Raw genomic sequence first — 14,659 nt, 5'->3', positions numbered from 1 at the left:
CAGTGACCGACGCGGCGTGATTCCCCGCCGCGTTGATGGGTGAACGTATAGGCAGTCGATCACTTGTCACAAGTTCATGCCGCGCAGATCACGTGAAGATCACAGGTCTGATGTTTCGTCACCCGCGGCCGCTACCGCCGGGTACGGCACGTGCTTTCGCCGCTGCTGGTGTGAATTCCACCGGCAGTGTGCGCAGTCCCCGCATGATGAGGCCGCCGCGCCAGCGCAGCTCGGCCGGATCCGCGGCGAGCCGGAGGTCCGGGAGGCGGGTGAGCAGGGTGGCGAGCGCGCTCTGGCCCTCCAGCCGGGCCAGCGGGGCGCCGAGGCAGTAGTGGATGCCGTGGCCGTAGCCGAGGTGCTGGTTGTCGCGGCGGGAGAGGTCCAGCACGTCCGGGTCGGCGAACCGCTCCGGATCCCGGTCCGCGGCGGCCAGGACCACCAGGACGGGGTCGCCGGCCTCGACGCGCTGCCCGCCGAGGGTGAGGGGCTGTGTGGCGAAACGCCAGGTGGCCAGTTCGACCGGGCCGTCGTAGCGCAGGAGTTCTTCCACGCCGGTCGCCAGGAGGCCGCTCTCTCCGGCGGCGAGGGAGGCCTGGAGTCGGGCGCGCTGCCCGGGGTGGGTGAGCAGGGCGTAGGTGCCGTTGCCGATCAGGTTCACCGTCGTCTCGAAACCGGCGAACAGCAGGATGAACGCCATCGCCGCCGCCTCGTTCTCGGTGAGGTGCTCACCGTGGTCGGAGGCGCGGATGAGACCGGAGATGAGGTCCTCGCCGGGGGCGGCTTCGGTGGGCAGCGCCTCCCGCTTGCGGTGGATGAGGTCGGCGAGGTAGCCGCGCATCTTCTTCACGGACCGTGCGACACCCCCCCGGGGGCCGCCCTGGTGACGGATCATCATGCCCGCCCAGTCGCGGAAGTCGTCCTGGTCCTCGCGCGGGACGCCGAGCAGGTCGCAGATGGCGTAGATGGGGAGCGGGAAGGCGAACTCGTGGATCAGGTCGGCGGTCCCCTTCCCCGCGAACCCGTCGATGAGGGTGTCGGTGAGCTCCTGCACCCGCGGCGCGAACTCGGCGACCCGGCGGGGCGTGAACGCCTTGGACACCAGGCGCCGCAGCCGGGTGTGGTCCGGCGGGTCGATGTTGAGCAGATGCGTCATCAGCTCGGCCTTGCGCTCACCGGGGATGCCGGTCTTGCCCTTGGCGTGCGCCGGTTCGTCGTGGTGCGCGGGGTTCTTGGAGAGCCGGCTGTCGGCGAGCGTCTGCTTGGCGTCGGCGTACCGCGTGACCAGCCAGGCCTCCACACCGCTGGGGAGCCGCGTCTTGTGGACGGGGCTGTGCTCGCGGAGCCAGGCGTAGGCGGGGTAGGGGTCGCTCGCGAACTCCCAGGTGAAGAGGTCGGGGGCGGCCGCGGGTGCGTGGGGCTGGGTCGCGGGTGCGTGGGGCTGGGGCTGGTCGGTCACGCTTCGACCGTATCCGGCTTAGCGCGGCGGCCCCTCCACCGTCCCGGCTGCCGCACCCGGCACCTCCCCTGGGGCTCCCCCGGCCGCTCAGCCCTCGGCATCTCTGATCGCGTCGCGGTACGCCCGGGCCGCCGCTCTCAGGGCCGCCTCCGGGTCGACGCCCTCCGACTCGGCGCGGACGGCCAGGGCCAGGAGGTCGTAGCCGATGCCCTCGACGGGTGGGAGGGGTATGTCCAGGTCCGCCGTGCGGACGCGGGAGGCCAGTTTGGCGACGAGGGCCAGGCCGGGCTGGCCGAGGGGGATGCCCTCGGTGATCGAGGTGCGCTGCTTCTCGACCGCCTTGGTGCGCAGCCAGTGCTCCTTGACCTCCTCGGGGGTGGTGGCCGTCGCGTCGCCGAAGACATGCGGGTGGCGGTGGATCAGCTTGGCGACGATGCCGCCCGCCACGTCGTCGATGGAGAAGGGGTCCTCGCCGTCCTCCGGGCGGCCCTCCTCGGCGATGCGGGCGTGGAAGACGACCTGGAGCAGGACGTCGCCGAGCTCCTCGCGCAGTTCGTCGCGGTCTCCCTCCTCGATCGCCTCGACGAGTTCGTACGCCTCCTCGATGCCGTACTTGGCCAGACCCTCGTGGGTCTGCCGGGAGGACCAGGGGCATTCGGCGCGGATGCGGTCCATGACCTGGACGAGGTCGAGGAGCCGGGCGCCCGGCAGGTCGTAGGAGGCGGGCAGCAGCTCCAGCTCGGGCATGGCGATCCGGCCGGTGCCGGCGAGGCGGGCCAGGCCGTCGGTCAGGACCGGTTCGCCCTCGCCCGTCGCCACCACGACCACGGTGCGGCCACCGGCACAGGCGTCGACCAGCTCCTCGGCGGCCGGGGACGCCTCGGCGACGGGGATGCCCGCCTCGCGCAGATACGGCAGCTGCGGGTGCGTGCCGTCCGCGCACAGCACCCGGTCCGCCGCGTGCAGTGCCTGCCAGGCGGGCCAGGAGAGCAGGCCGGGGGCGACGCGGTGGCTGGTGGTGAGCAGGACGATGCGGCCGGGGGCGGCGGCCGCGTCGGGGGCGGTCCGCTCGGGGCCCGGGGTGGTTTCGGGGCTGTTGGCGTTCACGGTTCGAAGCTATCCCACGACGCCGACAGCACCCGAAGTTGTCCACAGGGGCCCGGGCCGGGTTGTCCACAGGGCCCGGGCACCGAGGGGTGCGCCGACCCCGGAGGCCAGGCCGCCAGGTCGCTCACCGGCCCCCGGGCCCCAGACCCCCGGCCCCCAGGCCCCAGGTCGGCGTCCTACATGCCCTGCTGCGGCTGCGGCTGGGGCGCCGTGACGTCCCGGACCCACGGTGTCTTGGCGTCGGCTCGGCTGCTCTTCTGCACGTCCCAGGTGCCGTAGCGCGGGTTGAGGTCGATGTTCAGGTCCTTGGAGGCGTCGGAGAGGGCCTTCCAGAACTCGGGACGGTCGGTGTTCGTGCCGAGCTTCTCGGCGAGCTTCTGGGCCTCCAGCTGGAGGCGGAGGTTGTCGTCGAGGCGCCGCGGCGGGATGCCGTACTGCTGGAGCCAGGTCGTCTCCAGCGCCTTCGCACCGCCGGCCTGCTGTTCGAGGCCGGAGCGCATCATCTGGATCTCCTTGCGGGAGACGCTCACCCCGGCGTCCTCTGCGGCGCGGTGCAGCACCCGGTCCAGGACCATGGTGTGCAGGGTGTCGCGGGTGAGGGTGCCGGTCCTGGCGATGACCTGCTGGTACTGCGCCTCGTCCCGCACGGCCGCCCGCTGGGCCGCGCGAACCTCGCCGACCCTCTCGTCCAGCTGCGAGACGGTGATCCGCTGGCCGCCCACGACGGCTGCCGCGCCGGGATGCGCGTCGTTCCCGCAGGCGGTGAGAAGGGGCGCCGCGGCGGCGATCGCGGCGGTGAGGACGAGCGCGGTGCGACTGCGGCGGTGCAAGGAGACCTCCCGAGGAGATTGTGCGACGGTGCACAAGGTCTTGCGATGATCGATGGTAGGCAGTGGTCAAGCTCCGGCCAACCCATTCGACCAACGATTCACCGGGACTTCCGGCACCGCCGCGCCTCGCCCCCCGCCGCTCGTCAGCCGCGGACCTGCCCCAGCCACTGCAGCGTCCTGCGGATCTCCGCGCCCAGCGGGTGCCCGGGGCCGTGCGTGCGCTCCACGTCGTGCAGCAGCCGGGCCAGGGTGTCGTGCGCGGCACCGCGGTCTCCGAGGGCCAGCTGGAGGTGCCCGATCCGGCGCCGTACGTCGTGCGCGAGCTCGGGTCCACCGGCGGCGACGTACTGGTTCTCGTAGTACGGCAGGACCGCCCGGTACTCGGCGAGGGCCGCGGCCGGTTCGCCCAGCTGTTCCAGGCACTGGGCGGCCTCGTAGCGGTGGCGCAGGGCCTGCGGGTCGGCCTGGCCCGCCTCGGCGGCGCGTTCGTCGGCGAGGCGGCGCAGCTCGGGCAGGGCGCGGCGGTACTGGCCGTCGTCGAGGAGGGTCGCCGCGTACTGCTTGCGCAGGGTGCGTACGACCGGGGAGTGCTCGCCGTGCTGCCGCGCGGCGACGGGCAGGATCGCGCCGAGGATGTCGACGGCCTGGGTGACGCGGCCCTCGCCGAGGAGCCGTTTGACCTCGTCGACGGCGCGGACGATGTCCGTCGTGCCCGTGGTCTCGGCGACGGGTGCGGCGGGCGGCGCGGGCTGGGGCGCGGGGGTGCGCGCACGGTCGGGCCAGGGGGCGTGCGGGCGCAGGAAGGGGCGGGTGGGGTCGAGGGCCCCTCCGGTGGGAGTCCCGCGCGCGGGCAGGAGCGGCTCCAGTTGCTCGTACACCTCCTGTGCGGAGGCGGGACGGTGCTGCGGGTCCTTGGCCAGCAGGCGCAGGACGAGGGCCTCCAGGGCCTCGGGGACCTCCGGCCGGACGCGGCGTACGGGCTGCGGGGGCTCGTACAGGTGCCGGTGCAGGACGCCGAGGGCCGTGGAGCCGGAGAAGGGCACGTCGCCGCTGAGCAGTTCGTGCAGGACCACGCCGAGCGCGTACAGGTCGGTGTAGGGCCCGACGGCGCCCCCCATGGCCTGCTCCGGGGCCATGTAGGCGGGCGAGCCGATGGGTGTGCCGGTGTGGGTGAGGCGGGTGGTGTCCGCGTCCATGACGGAGGCGACACCGAGGTCGAGAACGGTGACCGTGCCGTCCTGCTTCACCATCACGTTGCGCGGCTTGAGGTCGCGGTGGACGATCGGCACGGCGTGCACGGCGCTCAGTACGGCGCACAGCTGCGCGGCGACCGCGACCGCCCACTGCCAGGGGTATGGGGTGCGCTCGGCGAGATGCCCGGCGAGGTCGGCGCCGTCGATGTACTGCATGACGAGGAACAGCTCCTCGCCTTCGCTGCCCGCGTCGTGCACGGTGACCAGGCCGGGGTGGTCGACCTGCGCGGTCACCCGGCACTCCCGTACGAAACGGCGCCGCAGTTCCTCCGCGTCCTGCCCGGCGACCTTGTCGGGGCGCAGCAGCTTCACCGCCACGCGCCGGTCGAGCCGCTGGTCGTACGCCGTCCAGACCTGGCCCATGCCGCCCTGCCCGAGGACGGCGGACAGTTCGTAGCGTCCGGCGACGACCCGTCCCGCCGCCGCGGTCACCGTCCGCCCTCGGGGTCGCCGTCCCGGTGGCCTTCGCCCTCGTGTCGGCGCAGGTAGTCGCTGAGCTCGTCGAGTTCGGCGCGGACCTGGTCGATGCGGGCCGGGGCGGGGCGCTGGGGCGACGGGGGCGGCTGGATCGGGCCCGCGACCGGGGGTGTGTCGTGCGGGGCCGGTGTGTGCGGCCCGGGGTGCTGCGGGACGGGGTGCTGCGGGATGGGCGTGGACGTCGGGGCGTACGGCGGTGCCTGGTGCGGATAGCCGTAGGGGGTCTGCGCGACGGTCGGCGCGTGGGACGGCGCGTGGGACGGCGCGTGACCGGCGAACGCCCGCTGCCCGCCGTGGTGTCCGATGTCCACGATGAGGAAGTAGATGGCGGCACCCACTCCGAGCAGCAGGATCATGGCCAGCGCGATGTCGGTTCGGTAGTCGCTCTCCGGCAGCGCGCCGATCACGACGAAGCACACGATGGCCAGCGGCAGACTCGCCCAGGCCAGCACCCAGTCCAGGGCCCGGCCGCGCAGCACGGCCACCCGGAACAGCGGTACGCAGGCCAGCACGCCGCACGTGAGGAAGCCGGCTGCTGCGAACAGCACACGCAGGGAGATGACCGTTGCCGCGCTGCGGGGAGGCGGCGCCGCGCCGTGGCCGTACATGACTGCTCCTGGACCGGTGTGGCCGATGGGGACGGACGTGCGAGTGACGGACCCTGTTGGGGGAGTGCGAGTGGCAGTCCCTGTTGGGGATCCGAGCGTATAGCCCGACACGGACAACCGGTCACGGGTTGTACCGAACCGTTGTCATGCTGATCACTTCGTGTGAACAGCCCGCCCCCGGCGACGGGGTGAGCCGCGCCGTCCGTCCCCCGCTACAGCGGGTGCCGCATCCACACGTTGGGCTCGACGTACACCGCGTACCCGCGCTCCACCTCGCAGCGCACCGGCACCAGGGCGCCCGGCACCTCGATGTCGCCGTCGGTGTCGAAGGGCAGGCCCGTCCAGCGGCGCCAGTCGGCGAGCGGGGCGGACACCGTCATGGACGCCGGGGCCACCGAGTCGATGGTGGCTCCGGCCCGGGCGTGGACGCGCAGCCACGGGTCCTGGGGCAGGCCGTCGGGGCGCACGCGGCGGGCGTACTCCTCCATCGGCGTGTGCGGTTCCAGGTGTTTGGCGTTGGGGCGGACCGGGGCGACGACCTCGCGGAAGCCACGGGCCCGGGCGTTGTCCCGCATGGCCGAGAGCATCACCCCGGACAGGCCGCGTCCCTGTGCGTGCGGGGCTATGGAGACCGAGATCGCGCTGACGGTGTCGGGCCGCACTCCGCGCCGCAGATCGGAGAAGGCCCACACCAGCACCGTGTCCCAGCCGTTGGCGGGCAACCGGCCGCCGCGCTGTTCGGTTCCGAGGGCGAACGGCACGCTGTAGGCGTTCGCCACGACCTCGCCCTCCTCGTCCTCGGCGAACAGGACGTACTGGGGCAGTTCGGAGGCGATCCGCGGGAAGTGGGCGGCGCCGACGAGGTCCTGGATCACGAACTCCGGCCAGCTGTCCGCCATCCCGACGACCCGCTCCAGCATGTCCGGGCGGTCGGCGAGGGTCGATGTCTTCGGCTGCATGTGATCACGGTAGGCAGGGGCGGCGCGGCCACGGAACCGATTTACGGGCAGGGGCCCTACCCGCCGCACTGCCTCAGCATCATCTCCTTGTCGGCCGCCGTGACGGGGAGTTCGTACTTCAGCGACACCTGGGCGAAGCGCACCGAGTAGGCGCAGCGGATCCGCTTGTTCGGCGGCAGCCAGGACGCCGGACCGGAGTCACCCTTCGAACCGTTCGCCGGCCCGTCCACCGGGACGAGGTTGAGCGGGTCGTTGGCGATGGACTCCCGCTTGTCCTTGCTCCAGCGTGCGGCGCCCATCTGCCAGTCGTACGACAACGGCATGACGTGGTCTATCTGGACCTTGATCGCATGGGACTTGGTCCACTCGATGACCTTGCCGGTGTAGGGGTCGTGCAGCGTCAGCGAGGTGACGACGCAGTCCGATCCCGCGCGGAACCGCAGGTCCTGCCCGTCTCGCTTCAGGAGGTCGTTGCGCGAGTCGCAGCCGTTGTGGGAGAAGGGGACCTCGCGGGGCACCGAGTCCTTCCAGGCGTAGCCGAACTTGTCGCGTTCGTAGCCCGTCCTGGGGCCCCGGCCCTTTGTGGCGACCTTCTCGATCAGGCCGCGTGCCCGTTCCTTGTCCGCGTCGGAGGTGACCGCCGCCAGACCCGGCTTGGTGCCGTCCGGGTTGTCCAGCGGGCTCACGGCGCGGCCGTCGCCCGCGGCCGGGGCGCCGGGGGCGGAGGATCCACCGCCGTCCGCCGGCGGGGCCAGACCCTCGCAGCCGGCCAGTGCCGAACCGGTGAACACCATCGCGACAGCGAGTGCCGCCCCGCCCCTCAGACGCGTCACGCTGCGCCCTCCCCTGTCTTTCCGTTCCGTTCCGCTCCGGCACGGGCGGGCGGCCCGTGCCCGGTCACACGGTAGCGAGGAAGAGGTTCAGACCACATGGGGCCTCAATGCGCATTCTTCGCATCTCGCGCGTATCGTCGGTTCTGAGTCACCTCCGGAGGGAGCTTTGCATGGGCATCTTCGACAAGTTCAAGAGCCAGGCGCGGAACAAGGGCAAGCAGGGCTCTGACGCCGCGGAAGACCGGATCAACGAGAGGACCGGCGGCAAGTACGAGGACCAGGTCGACTCCGGCCAGCAGCGCGTCGAGGGCTCGCTGGGCATGGACCGCGACCGGGACCGGCCGGAACAGCAGTAAGGCCTCCGAACTCCGACTCCGAGGCCGTCCGCGGAGACCCACGGGTAGCTCCTGCGGGCGGCTTCACGTGTGTGCTCCCGTGGGCGGGCTTCGCGTGTGTGCTCCCGCGGGCGGGCTTCACGTGTGTGCCTCGCCGCTGCCGCGCGCGCCGCCGGGCATGTCGTGCTTGACCTTGACACTGGCGTCAAGGTCGGACGATCACCGCATGGCAACCCCGTACCCGAAGACCAGGACCGTGCTCGTCACCGGCGCAGGCAGCGGCATAGGCCGTGCCACCGCGCACGCCTTCGCCGACGAGGGCGCGCACGTCGTGGCGGTGGGCCGCCGCGAGGCACCCCTCGTCGAGACCGCCGGGCACGACCCGTCCCGCATCAGCCCGCTCGTCGCCGACATCACGGCCACCGACGGCCCCGAGACGGTCGTCCGTACGGCGCTCGAACGGCACGGCCGGCTCGACGTCCTGGTGAACAACGCCGGTGTCGTGGACGCCCGGTCGCTGCGCACCTACACCCGCGCCACCGTCGGCCCCCTCCTCGCGACGAACCTCCTCGCCCCCGTCCTGCTCACCCAGGCGGCGCTCCCGGCCCTGGAGGAAAGCCGCGGTGTCGTCGTGAACGTCACGACGTCGGTGGGGCAGCGCGCCTGGCCCGGCAACTCCCTGTACGCGGCCGGGAAGGCGGCCCTGGAGGTGCTCACCCGCAGTTGGGCGGTGGAGCTGGCGCCGCTCGGCATCCGGGTCGCGGCGGTGGCGCCGGGCGCGATCGACACGCCCATCGGCGACCACGCCGGTCACACCCCCGAGCAGCAGGCGGCGATCCGCGCGTGGCAGCTCGACCACACGCCGCTCGGCCGGATCGGGCGCCCGCAGGAGGTGGCCTGGGCCATCACCCGGCTGGCGTCCCCGCAGGCCTCGTTCATCACCGGGGTGATCCTCCCGGTGGACGGCGGCGCGGTCGTCGCATGACACTGGCGCGCATGGCTGCACCTCGTATGCGGATCGGTGAACTCGCCGACGCGACCGGCACGTCGGCGCGCGCACTGCGCCACTACGAACAGGCGGGGCTCATCTCCTCGGAACGGGCCGCCAACGGCTATCGCCTGTACGACGCCGCGACGGCCGTGCGCGTCCGCAACATCCGGCAACTGCTCGACGTGGGGCTGACGCTCGACGACGCACGCGTGTTCCTGCCCTGCCTGGACGGTGACGTCACGGCAGGGCCCGCCTCCGCGAAGGGGCTGCGGGTGGCCGCCGATCGGCTGGCGGTACTGGAGGCCCGTATCGCCGCGCAGATCGCCGTGCGCGACCGGCTCGCGACGGCACTGCGCCAGGCCACCGGCCACCGGGCGATCGATGCGCGGCCGGCGACGGTGCCTGACCACACAGCGGCCTGACCACCCCTCAGCGGAGCCGGTGCGTCACGAACCCAGCACCGACGTCAGGAACTCCCCGACCCACGCCAGCAGTTCCCGCCCGACCAGCGGCTTGCCGCCCACCTTCGCGGTCTTCGGGCGCGGCACCAGCACCTGGTGCACGGACGGCTTGATGACGACCCCGGGGTACAGCCGCTTGAGCCGCAGCTCCTGCGACTCGCGCAACTCCACCGGCGCGAAGCGGATGTTGTTGCTTTGGAGCACGATCTCGCCGACCCCGCACGCCCGCGCGAACATCCGCAGGCCCGCGACGAGCAGCAGGTTCTCCACCGGTTCGGGCAGCTTGCCGTAGCGGTCGACGAGTTCCTCGCGGACCGCCTTGATGTCGTCCTCCGAGTTGGCGGAGGCGATGGCGCGGTAGGCCTGGAGGCGGAGGCGCTCGCCCGGCGCGTAGTCGTGCGGGACGTGCGCGTCGACGGGCAGCTCGATCTTGACGTCGAGCGGCGGCTCCTCCTCGATCTCGCCGGTCTCCAGCTGCCGCCGGTAGTCCGCGACGGCCTCGCCGACCATCCGCACGTACAGGTCGAAGCCGACGCCCGCGATGTGCCCGGACTGCTCGCCGCCGAGCAGGTTTCCGGCGCCGCGGATCTCCAGGTCCTTCATCGCCACGTACATACCGGCGCCCATCTCCGTGTGCTGGGCGATCGTCGCGAGCCGCTCGTGCGCGGTCTCGGTGAGCGGCTTCTCCGGCGGGTAGAGGAAGTAGGCGTAGCCGCGCTCCCGCCCTCGTCCCACCCGGCCGCGCAGCTGGTGGAGCTGGCTGAGCCCGAAGTTGTCACCACGCTCCACGATCAGGGTGTTGGCGTTGGAGATGTCGATGCCGGACTCCACGATCGTGGTGGACACCAGCACGTCGAACTTCTTCTCCCAGAAGTCGACGACGACCTGCTCCAGGGCCGACTCCGACATCTGCCCGTGGGCGGTGGCGATGCGCGCCTCGGGGACGATCTCGCGCAGCCGGGCCGCCGCGCGGTCGATCGACTCGACGCGGTTGTGGATGTAGAAGACCTGGCCCTCGCGCAGCAGCTCACGGCGGATGGCGGCGCCGATCTGCTTCTCCTCGTAGGGGCCGACGAAGGTCAGGACCGGGTGGCGCTCCTCCGGCGGGGTGGTGATCGTCGACATCTCGCGGATGCCGGTGACGGCCATCTCCAGCGTCCTGGGGATCGGGGTCGCGGACATCGTCAGTACGTCGACGTTGGCGCGGAGCTTCTTCAGCTGCTCCTTGTGCTCGACGCCGAAGCGCTGCTCCTCGTCGACGATGACCAGGCCCAGGTCCTTGAACTTGGTCTCGGACGAGAACAGCCGGTGGGTGCCGATGACGATGTCGACCGAGCCCTCGCGCAGGCCCTCCAGGACCGCCTTGGCCTCGGTGTCGGTCTGGAAGCGGGAGAGCGCCCTCACGTTCACCGGGAACTGCGCGTACCGCTCGCTGAACGTCCCGAAGTGCTGCTGCACCAGCAGCGTCGTGGGCACCAGGACGGCCACCTGCTTGCCGTCCTGGACCGCCTTGAAGGCGGCGCGGACCGCGATCTCGGTCTTGCCGTAGCCGACGTCGCCGCAGATCAGACGGTCCATCGGGACCGTCTTCTCCATGTCCTCCTTGACCTCGGCGATGGTGGTGAGCTGGTCGGGCGTCTCCGCGTAGGGGAAGGCGTCCTCCAGTTCGCGCTGCCAGGGGGTGTCCGCGCCGAAGGCGTGCCCGGGGGCCGCCATGCGCGCGCTGTACAGCTTGATGAGGTCGGCCGCGATCTCCTTGACGGCCTTCTTCGCGCGGGCCTTCGTCTTGGTCCAGTCGGCGCCGCCGAGGCGGTGCAGGGTGGGGGCCTCGCCGCCGACGTACTTGGTGATCTGCTCCAGCTGGTCGGTGGGGATGTAGAGCCGGTCGCCGGGCTGGCCGCGCTTGGCGGGGGCGTACTCGACCACCAGGTATTCGCGGGTGGCGCCCTGGACGGTGCGCTGCACCATCTCGATGTAGCGGCCCACGCCGTGCTGTTCGTGGACGATGTAGTCGCCGGGCTCCAGGGTGAGCGGGTCGATGGTCTTGCGGCGGCGGGCCGGCATGCGGGCGCCCTCGCGGCCGGACGCCTTCTGACCCGACAGGTCGGTCTCGGTCAGGACGGCGAGTCCGAGGGCCTCGTCGACGAAGCCGTGGTCGATCGAGCCGCACGCCACGTGCACGACGGACGGGGAGATCTCGGCGAGGTCGGAGTCGAGGCGGGCCGCGATGCCCTCGCCGCCCAGCACCTCGACCGTGCGGGCCGCCGGGCCGTGGCCCTCGGTGACGAACACCGCGCGCCAGCCGTCGGCGAGCCAGCCCTTGGTGTCGGCGAGGGCCTTGGCGGTGTCGCCGCGGTAGGTCTCCGGGGCACGCATGCCGAGCTTGAGGGTGTCCCCGTCCAGCTCCTCGTCCGCCGCGAACGGCGACACCGACCACCACATCATGTCCAGCTCGCGGGCCCGGTCCCGGACGTCCGCGATGGACCACAGGGAGGCCGCGCCGACGTCGATGGGCGCCTCGCCGCCGCCCGCGGTGGCCGCCCAGGAGGCCTGGAGGAACTCCTGCGAGGTGGCCACGAGGTCGGACGCGCGTGTGCGGACGCGCTCCGGGTCGCACACGACGGCCATGGCGCCCTTGGGCAGCACGTCCAGCAGCAGTTCCATGTCGTCGACCAGGACCGGCGCGAGGGACTCCATGCCCTCGACGGCGATGCCCTCGGCGATCTTGCCGAGCAGCTCGCCGAGCTCGGGATGCTGTTCGGCCAGGGCGGCCGCGCGGCTGCGGACGTCGTCGGTGAGCAGCAGCTCGCGGCACGGCGGGGCCCACAGTCCGTGCTCGGCGACTTCGAGGGAGCGCTGGTCGGCGACCTTGAAGTAGCGGATCTCCTCGACGTCGTCGCCCCAGAACTCGACGCGCAGGGGGTGTTCCTCGGTGGGCGGGAAGACGTCCAGGATGCCGCCGCGCACGGCGAACTCCCCGCGCTTCTCGACGAGCTCCACGCGCGCGTAGGCGGCTGCTGCGAGGGCTTCGACGATCTCGCCCAGGTCGGTGGTCTGCCCGGTCCTCAGCGCGACCGGTTCCAGGTCGCCGAGGCCCTTGACCTGGGGCTGGAGCACGGACCTGACGGGCGCGACGACGACGGAGACCGGGCCGGTCTCGGGGTCGTCGGGGCGGGGGTGGGCCAGGCGGCGCAGGACGGCCAGACGGCGGCCGACGGTGTCGCTGCGGGGGCTGAGCCGCTCGTGCGGGAGCGTCTCCCAGGACGGGTACTCCACGACGCCCTCGGCCGGCAGGAGGGAGCGCAGGGCCGCGGCCAGGTCCTCCGCCTCCCGGCCCGTCGCCGTGACCGCCAGGACCGGACGGCCTGTCTCGCGGGCCAGGGCGGCCACGGCGAAGGGCCGGGCCGCCGGGGGGCCGACCATGTCGACGTGCATGCGGTTGCCGTCTGCGGCCGCCCTGATCGCTTCGGCGAGGGCGGCGTCCTTGACTACGGCGTCGAGCAGACCGTGCAGGCTCATTCGGGGCTTTCCGTCCAGGGGGGTGGGCAGGTCGACGGGCGGGAGATGGGCAAGTCGAGGGCCTGCGGTGGGCAGGACGACGGGCCTGACGCGCGCCGCGGGCCGGGGGGTCTCCAGCGTACGACGATGCGCGCCCGCGCGGCGGGCCTGTGGATAACGCCCGTTCCCCCCGGAGCGAACACCCGTTCCCCCTGAGGCCCGCTCCCGGGACGCTCCGCCGTGGAGGCACGGGGCGCCACGGCACGCAGTCGGCCAAGTGCGGATTCAGCCGCCCAACCTTCACATCATCACCCCCACCCGCCGTTTTCGCCCCGGCATGATCGGTCGGACGTCGTTCCCGGCCTCTTCACCGCACCCCTAAGGCACGGCATGCCCGCCCGCTCCCTCCAGGTCCCACGACCTCACATACCGGTGCCGGTCACCCTCCCCCCGGGTGACCGGCACCCCGGCCGTACGCGAACGGACCCCTGGGTTCTCGCCGGAGCCCTCTTCGCCGCCTACACGGTCGTCTCCGTCGGCCGCTACCGGCACCTGGCCGGCCTCTCCTGGGACCTGGGCATCTTCGAGCAGGTCGTGCGCGCCTACGCGCATCTGCGGGCGCCGGTGGCCGACCTCAAGGGGCCGGGGTTCGTCATCCTCGGGGACCACTTCAGCCCGGTGACGGCCCTGCTCGCGCCGCTGTACCGGCTCTTCCCCTCGCCGGTCACGCTGCTGGTCGCGCAGGCCGCGCTCTTCGCGCTGTCCGCCGTGCCGGTCACCCGGGCCGCCGTCCGGCTCCTGGGCCGCCGCGGCGGGCTCGCGCTCGGGCTCGCCTACGGGCTGTCCTGGGGCATCCAGCGCGCCGTCGACTTCGACTTCCACGAGATCTGCTTCGCCGTTCCGCTGATCGCCTTCTCCCTGGAGGCCCTCCTGGCGCGGCGCCCGCGCGCGGCCCTGTGGTGGGCGCTCCCCCTGGTGCTGGTGAAGGAGGACCTGGGACTGACGCTGGCGGCCATCGCGCTGGTCGTGGCCTGGCGGGAGCGCGACGCGTCGGCGCGGACGGTCCGGTACGCGCTCGGCGTCGCGGTGTTCGGTGTGGCGGCGTCGGTGCTCGTCCTGACGGTGGTCGTCCCGTCGTTCAACACCACCGGCGGCTACGACTACTGGACGAAGGTCAGCGATGCGGGCAGCCCCTTCGACGGCCTCGCCACCAAGCTCCGCACGCTCGCCTGGCTGCTCGTCCCCACCACCGGGCTGCTCGCCCTGCGTTCCCCGCTGCTGCTGGTCGCGCTGCCGACGCTCGGCTGGCGGTTCCTCTCAGGTGACGAGCACTACTGGGGCACCGACTGGCACTACAGCGCGGTCCTGATGCCGGTCGTCCTCCTCGCCCTGGCCGACGCGCTCCCCGCCGTACGCCGCAGCACGCGCGCGTGGCTGCGCTCCTACGCCGTTCACCTACCGGCCGCGGCCGTCGCGGCGGCCCTGGCGCTGACCACGTCCCTGCCGCTGGGGCAGCTCACCGGGGCGGAGATCTACCGCAAGCCGGCCGCGGTGTCCGACGTGGAACGGCTGCTGGCACGGATCCCCGACGACGCCACCGTCGAGGCCAACATCGGCCCGATCAGCCGCCTCACCTCGCGCTGCCGGGTCTTCTGGCTCGGCGCCACGCAGGGCGTCACCCCGCGGTACATCGCCCTGGAGAACGTCGACGGCGAGTACCGCGACCCGGTGGGGTACGCCCGGCAGCTGCATCCACGCGCCGAGTACGGCATCGCGGGCGAGGCGGCCGGCTACGTGCTGCTCCAGCGGCGCACGACGGCCACCGGGGGCTGAGAACCGGGCCGTCTGGAG

The 14,659-nt window shown here is 72.6% G+C and carries 12 protein-coding genes; 4 read left to right on the top strand and 8 right to left on the bottom strand.

Annotation, left to right across the window (positions count from 1 at the left end):
• Positions 1-118 precede the first annotated feature (118 nt).
• From ACFZDE_RS23255 to ACFZDE_RS23225, 7 genes are all read right to left on the bottom strand, one after another.
• Positions 119-1,456, bottom strand: a complete 1,338-nt coding sequence (locus ACFZDE_RS23255) for a cytochrome P450 (protein ID WP_391202425.1) — start codon at positions 1,454-1,456, stop codon at positions 119-121.
• A gap of 87 nt (positions 1,457-1,543) precedes the next feature.
• Positions 1,544-2,563 carry a nucleoside triphosphate pyrophosphohydrolase gene (locus ACFZDE_RS23250; protein WP_391202422.1) on the bottom strand — a complete coding sequence of 340 codons (1,020 nt, stop codon included), beginning with the start codon at positions 2,561-2,563 and terminating at the stop codon, positions 1,544-1,546.
• Between the two features lie 176 nt (positions 2,564-2,739).
• Positions 2,740-3,393 (bottom strand): SurA N-terminal domain-containing protein, encoded by a 654-nt coding sequence (locus tag ACFZDE_RS23245; protein ID WP_391004516.1) that lies wholly within the window; start codon positions 3,391-3,393, stop codon positions 2,740-2,742.
• A 143-nt stretch (positions 3,394-3,536) separates the two neighbouring features.
• Positions 3,537-5,036, bottom strand: a complete 1,500-nt coding sequence (locus tag ACFZDE_RS23240) for a protein kinase (RefSeq protein WP_391004693.1) — start codon at positions 5,034-5,036, stop codon at positions 3,537-3,539.
• 38 nt (positions 5,037-5,074) lie between these two features.
• On the bottom strand, positions 5,075-5,731 hold the full coding sequence (locus tag ACFZDE_RS23235; protein WP_391202419.1) for a hypothetical protein: 657 nt from the start codon (positions 5,729-5,731) through the stop codon (positions 5,075-5,077).
• 212 nt (positions 5,732-5,943) lie between these two features.
• Positions 5,944-6,690 (bottom strand): N-acetyltransferase, encoded by a 747-nt coding sequence (locus ACFZDE_RS23230; RefSeq protein ID WP_391004512.1) that lies wholly within the window; start codon positions 6,688-6,690, stop codon positions 5,944-5,946.
• 56 nt (positions 6,691-6,746) lie between these two features.
• Positions 6,747-7,523, bottom strand: coding sequence for a DUF1524 domain-containing protein (locus ACFZDE_RS23225; protein ID WP_391202416.1), 777 nt, complete (start codon positions 7,521-7,523; stop codon positions 6,747-6,749).
• A 170-nt stretch (positions 7,524-7,693) separates the two neighbouring features.
• On the opposite strand from ACFZDE_RS23225, the gene ACFZDE_RS23220 reads away from it, so the two are divergent.
• The 3 genes from ACFZDE_RS23220 to ACFZDE_RS23210 all read left to right on the top strand — a co-directional run bounded on the left by ACFZDE_RS23220 (position 7,694) and on the right by ACFZDE_RS23210 (position 9,271).
• Positions 7,694-7,879: an Rv0909 family putative TA system antitoxin gene (locus ACFZDE_RS23220; RefSeq protein ID WP_391004508.1), complete on the top strand. Its 186-nt coding sequence runs from the start codon at positions 7,694-7,696 to the stop codon at positions 7,877-7,879.
• A gap of 205 nt (positions 7,880-8,084) precedes the next feature.
• The gene (locus ACFZDE_RS23215; RefSeq protein WP_391004506.1) at positions 8,085-8,843 is read left to right on the top strand and encodes an SDR family oxidoreductase; all 759 of its coding nucleotides are present in this window, start codon (positions 8,085-8,087) and stop codon (positions 8,841-8,843) included.
• A 26-nt stretch (positions 8,844-8,869) separates the two neighbouring features.
• Positions 8,870-9,271 carry a MerR family transcriptional regulator gene (locus ACFZDE_RS23210; RefSeq protein ID WP_391202607.1) on the top strand — a complete coding sequence of 134 codons (402 nt, stop codon included), beginning with the start codon at positions 8,870-8,872 and terminating at the stop codon, positions 9,269-9,271.
• Positions 9,272-9,295: 24 nt separating this feature from the next.
• Here the strand turns inward: ACFZDE_RS23210 and mfd are convergent, their stop codons facing one another.
• On the bottom strand, positions 9,296-12,829 hold the full coding sequence (gene mfd / locus ACFZDE_RS23205) for a transcription-repair coupling factor (RefSeq protein ID WP_391202413.1): 3,534 nt from the start codon (positions 12,827-12,829) through the stop codon (positions 9,296-9,298).
• A gap of 369 nt (positions 12,830-13,198) precedes the next feature.
• Between mfd and ACFZDE_RS23200 the strand changes: the two genes are divergently transcribed.
• Positions 13,199-14,641, top strand: coding sequence for a DUF2079 domain-containing protein (locus ACFZDE_RS23200; protein ID WP_391202410.1), 1,443 nt, complete (start codon positions 13,199-13,201; stop codon positions 14,639-14,641).
• Positions 14,642-14,659 lie beyond the last annotated feature (18 nt).

The organism is Streptomyces sp. NPDC007929 (genome assembly GCF_042959065.1).
Lineage (GTDB): Bacteria > Actinomycetota > Actinomycetes > Streptomycetales > Streptomycetaceae > Streptomyces.
Note: the sequence above shows the minus strand (reverse complement) of the source record. Positions and strands in the feature narration are given on the sequence as shown.

Excerpts from the sequence above, each read along its gene's own strand:
- ACFZDE_RS23235 (WP_391202419.1), bottom strand. The coding sequence starts at position 5,731 with ATGTACGGCCACGGCGCGGCGCCGCCTCCCCGCAGCGCGGCAACGGTC.
- ACFZDE_RS23230 (WP_391004512.1), bottom strand. The coding sequence starts at position 6,690 with ATGCAGCCGAAGACATCGACCCTCGCCGACCGCCCGGACATGCTGGAG.
- ACFZDE_RS23220 (WP_391004508.1), top strand. The coding sequence starts at position 7,694 with ATGGGCATCTTCGACAAGTTCAAGAGCCAGGCGCGGAACAAGGGCAAG.
- ACFZDE_RS23215 (WP_391004506.1), top strand. The coding sequence starts at position 8,085 with ATGGCAACCCCGTACCCGAAGACCAGGACCGTGCTCGTCACCGGCGCA.
- ACFZDE_RS23210 (WP_391202607.1), top strand. The coding sequence starts at position 8,870 with ATGCGGATCGGTGAACTCGCCGACGCGACCGGCACGTCGGCGCGCGCA.
- mfd (WP_391202413.1), bottom strand. The coding sequence starts at position 12,829 with ATGAGCCTGCACGGTCTGCTCGACGCCGTAGTCAAGGACGCCGCCCTC.
- ACFZDE_RS23200 (WP_391202410.1), top strand. The coding sequence starts at position 13,199 with ATGCCCGCCCGCTCCCTCCAGGTCCCACGACCTCACATACCGGTGCCG.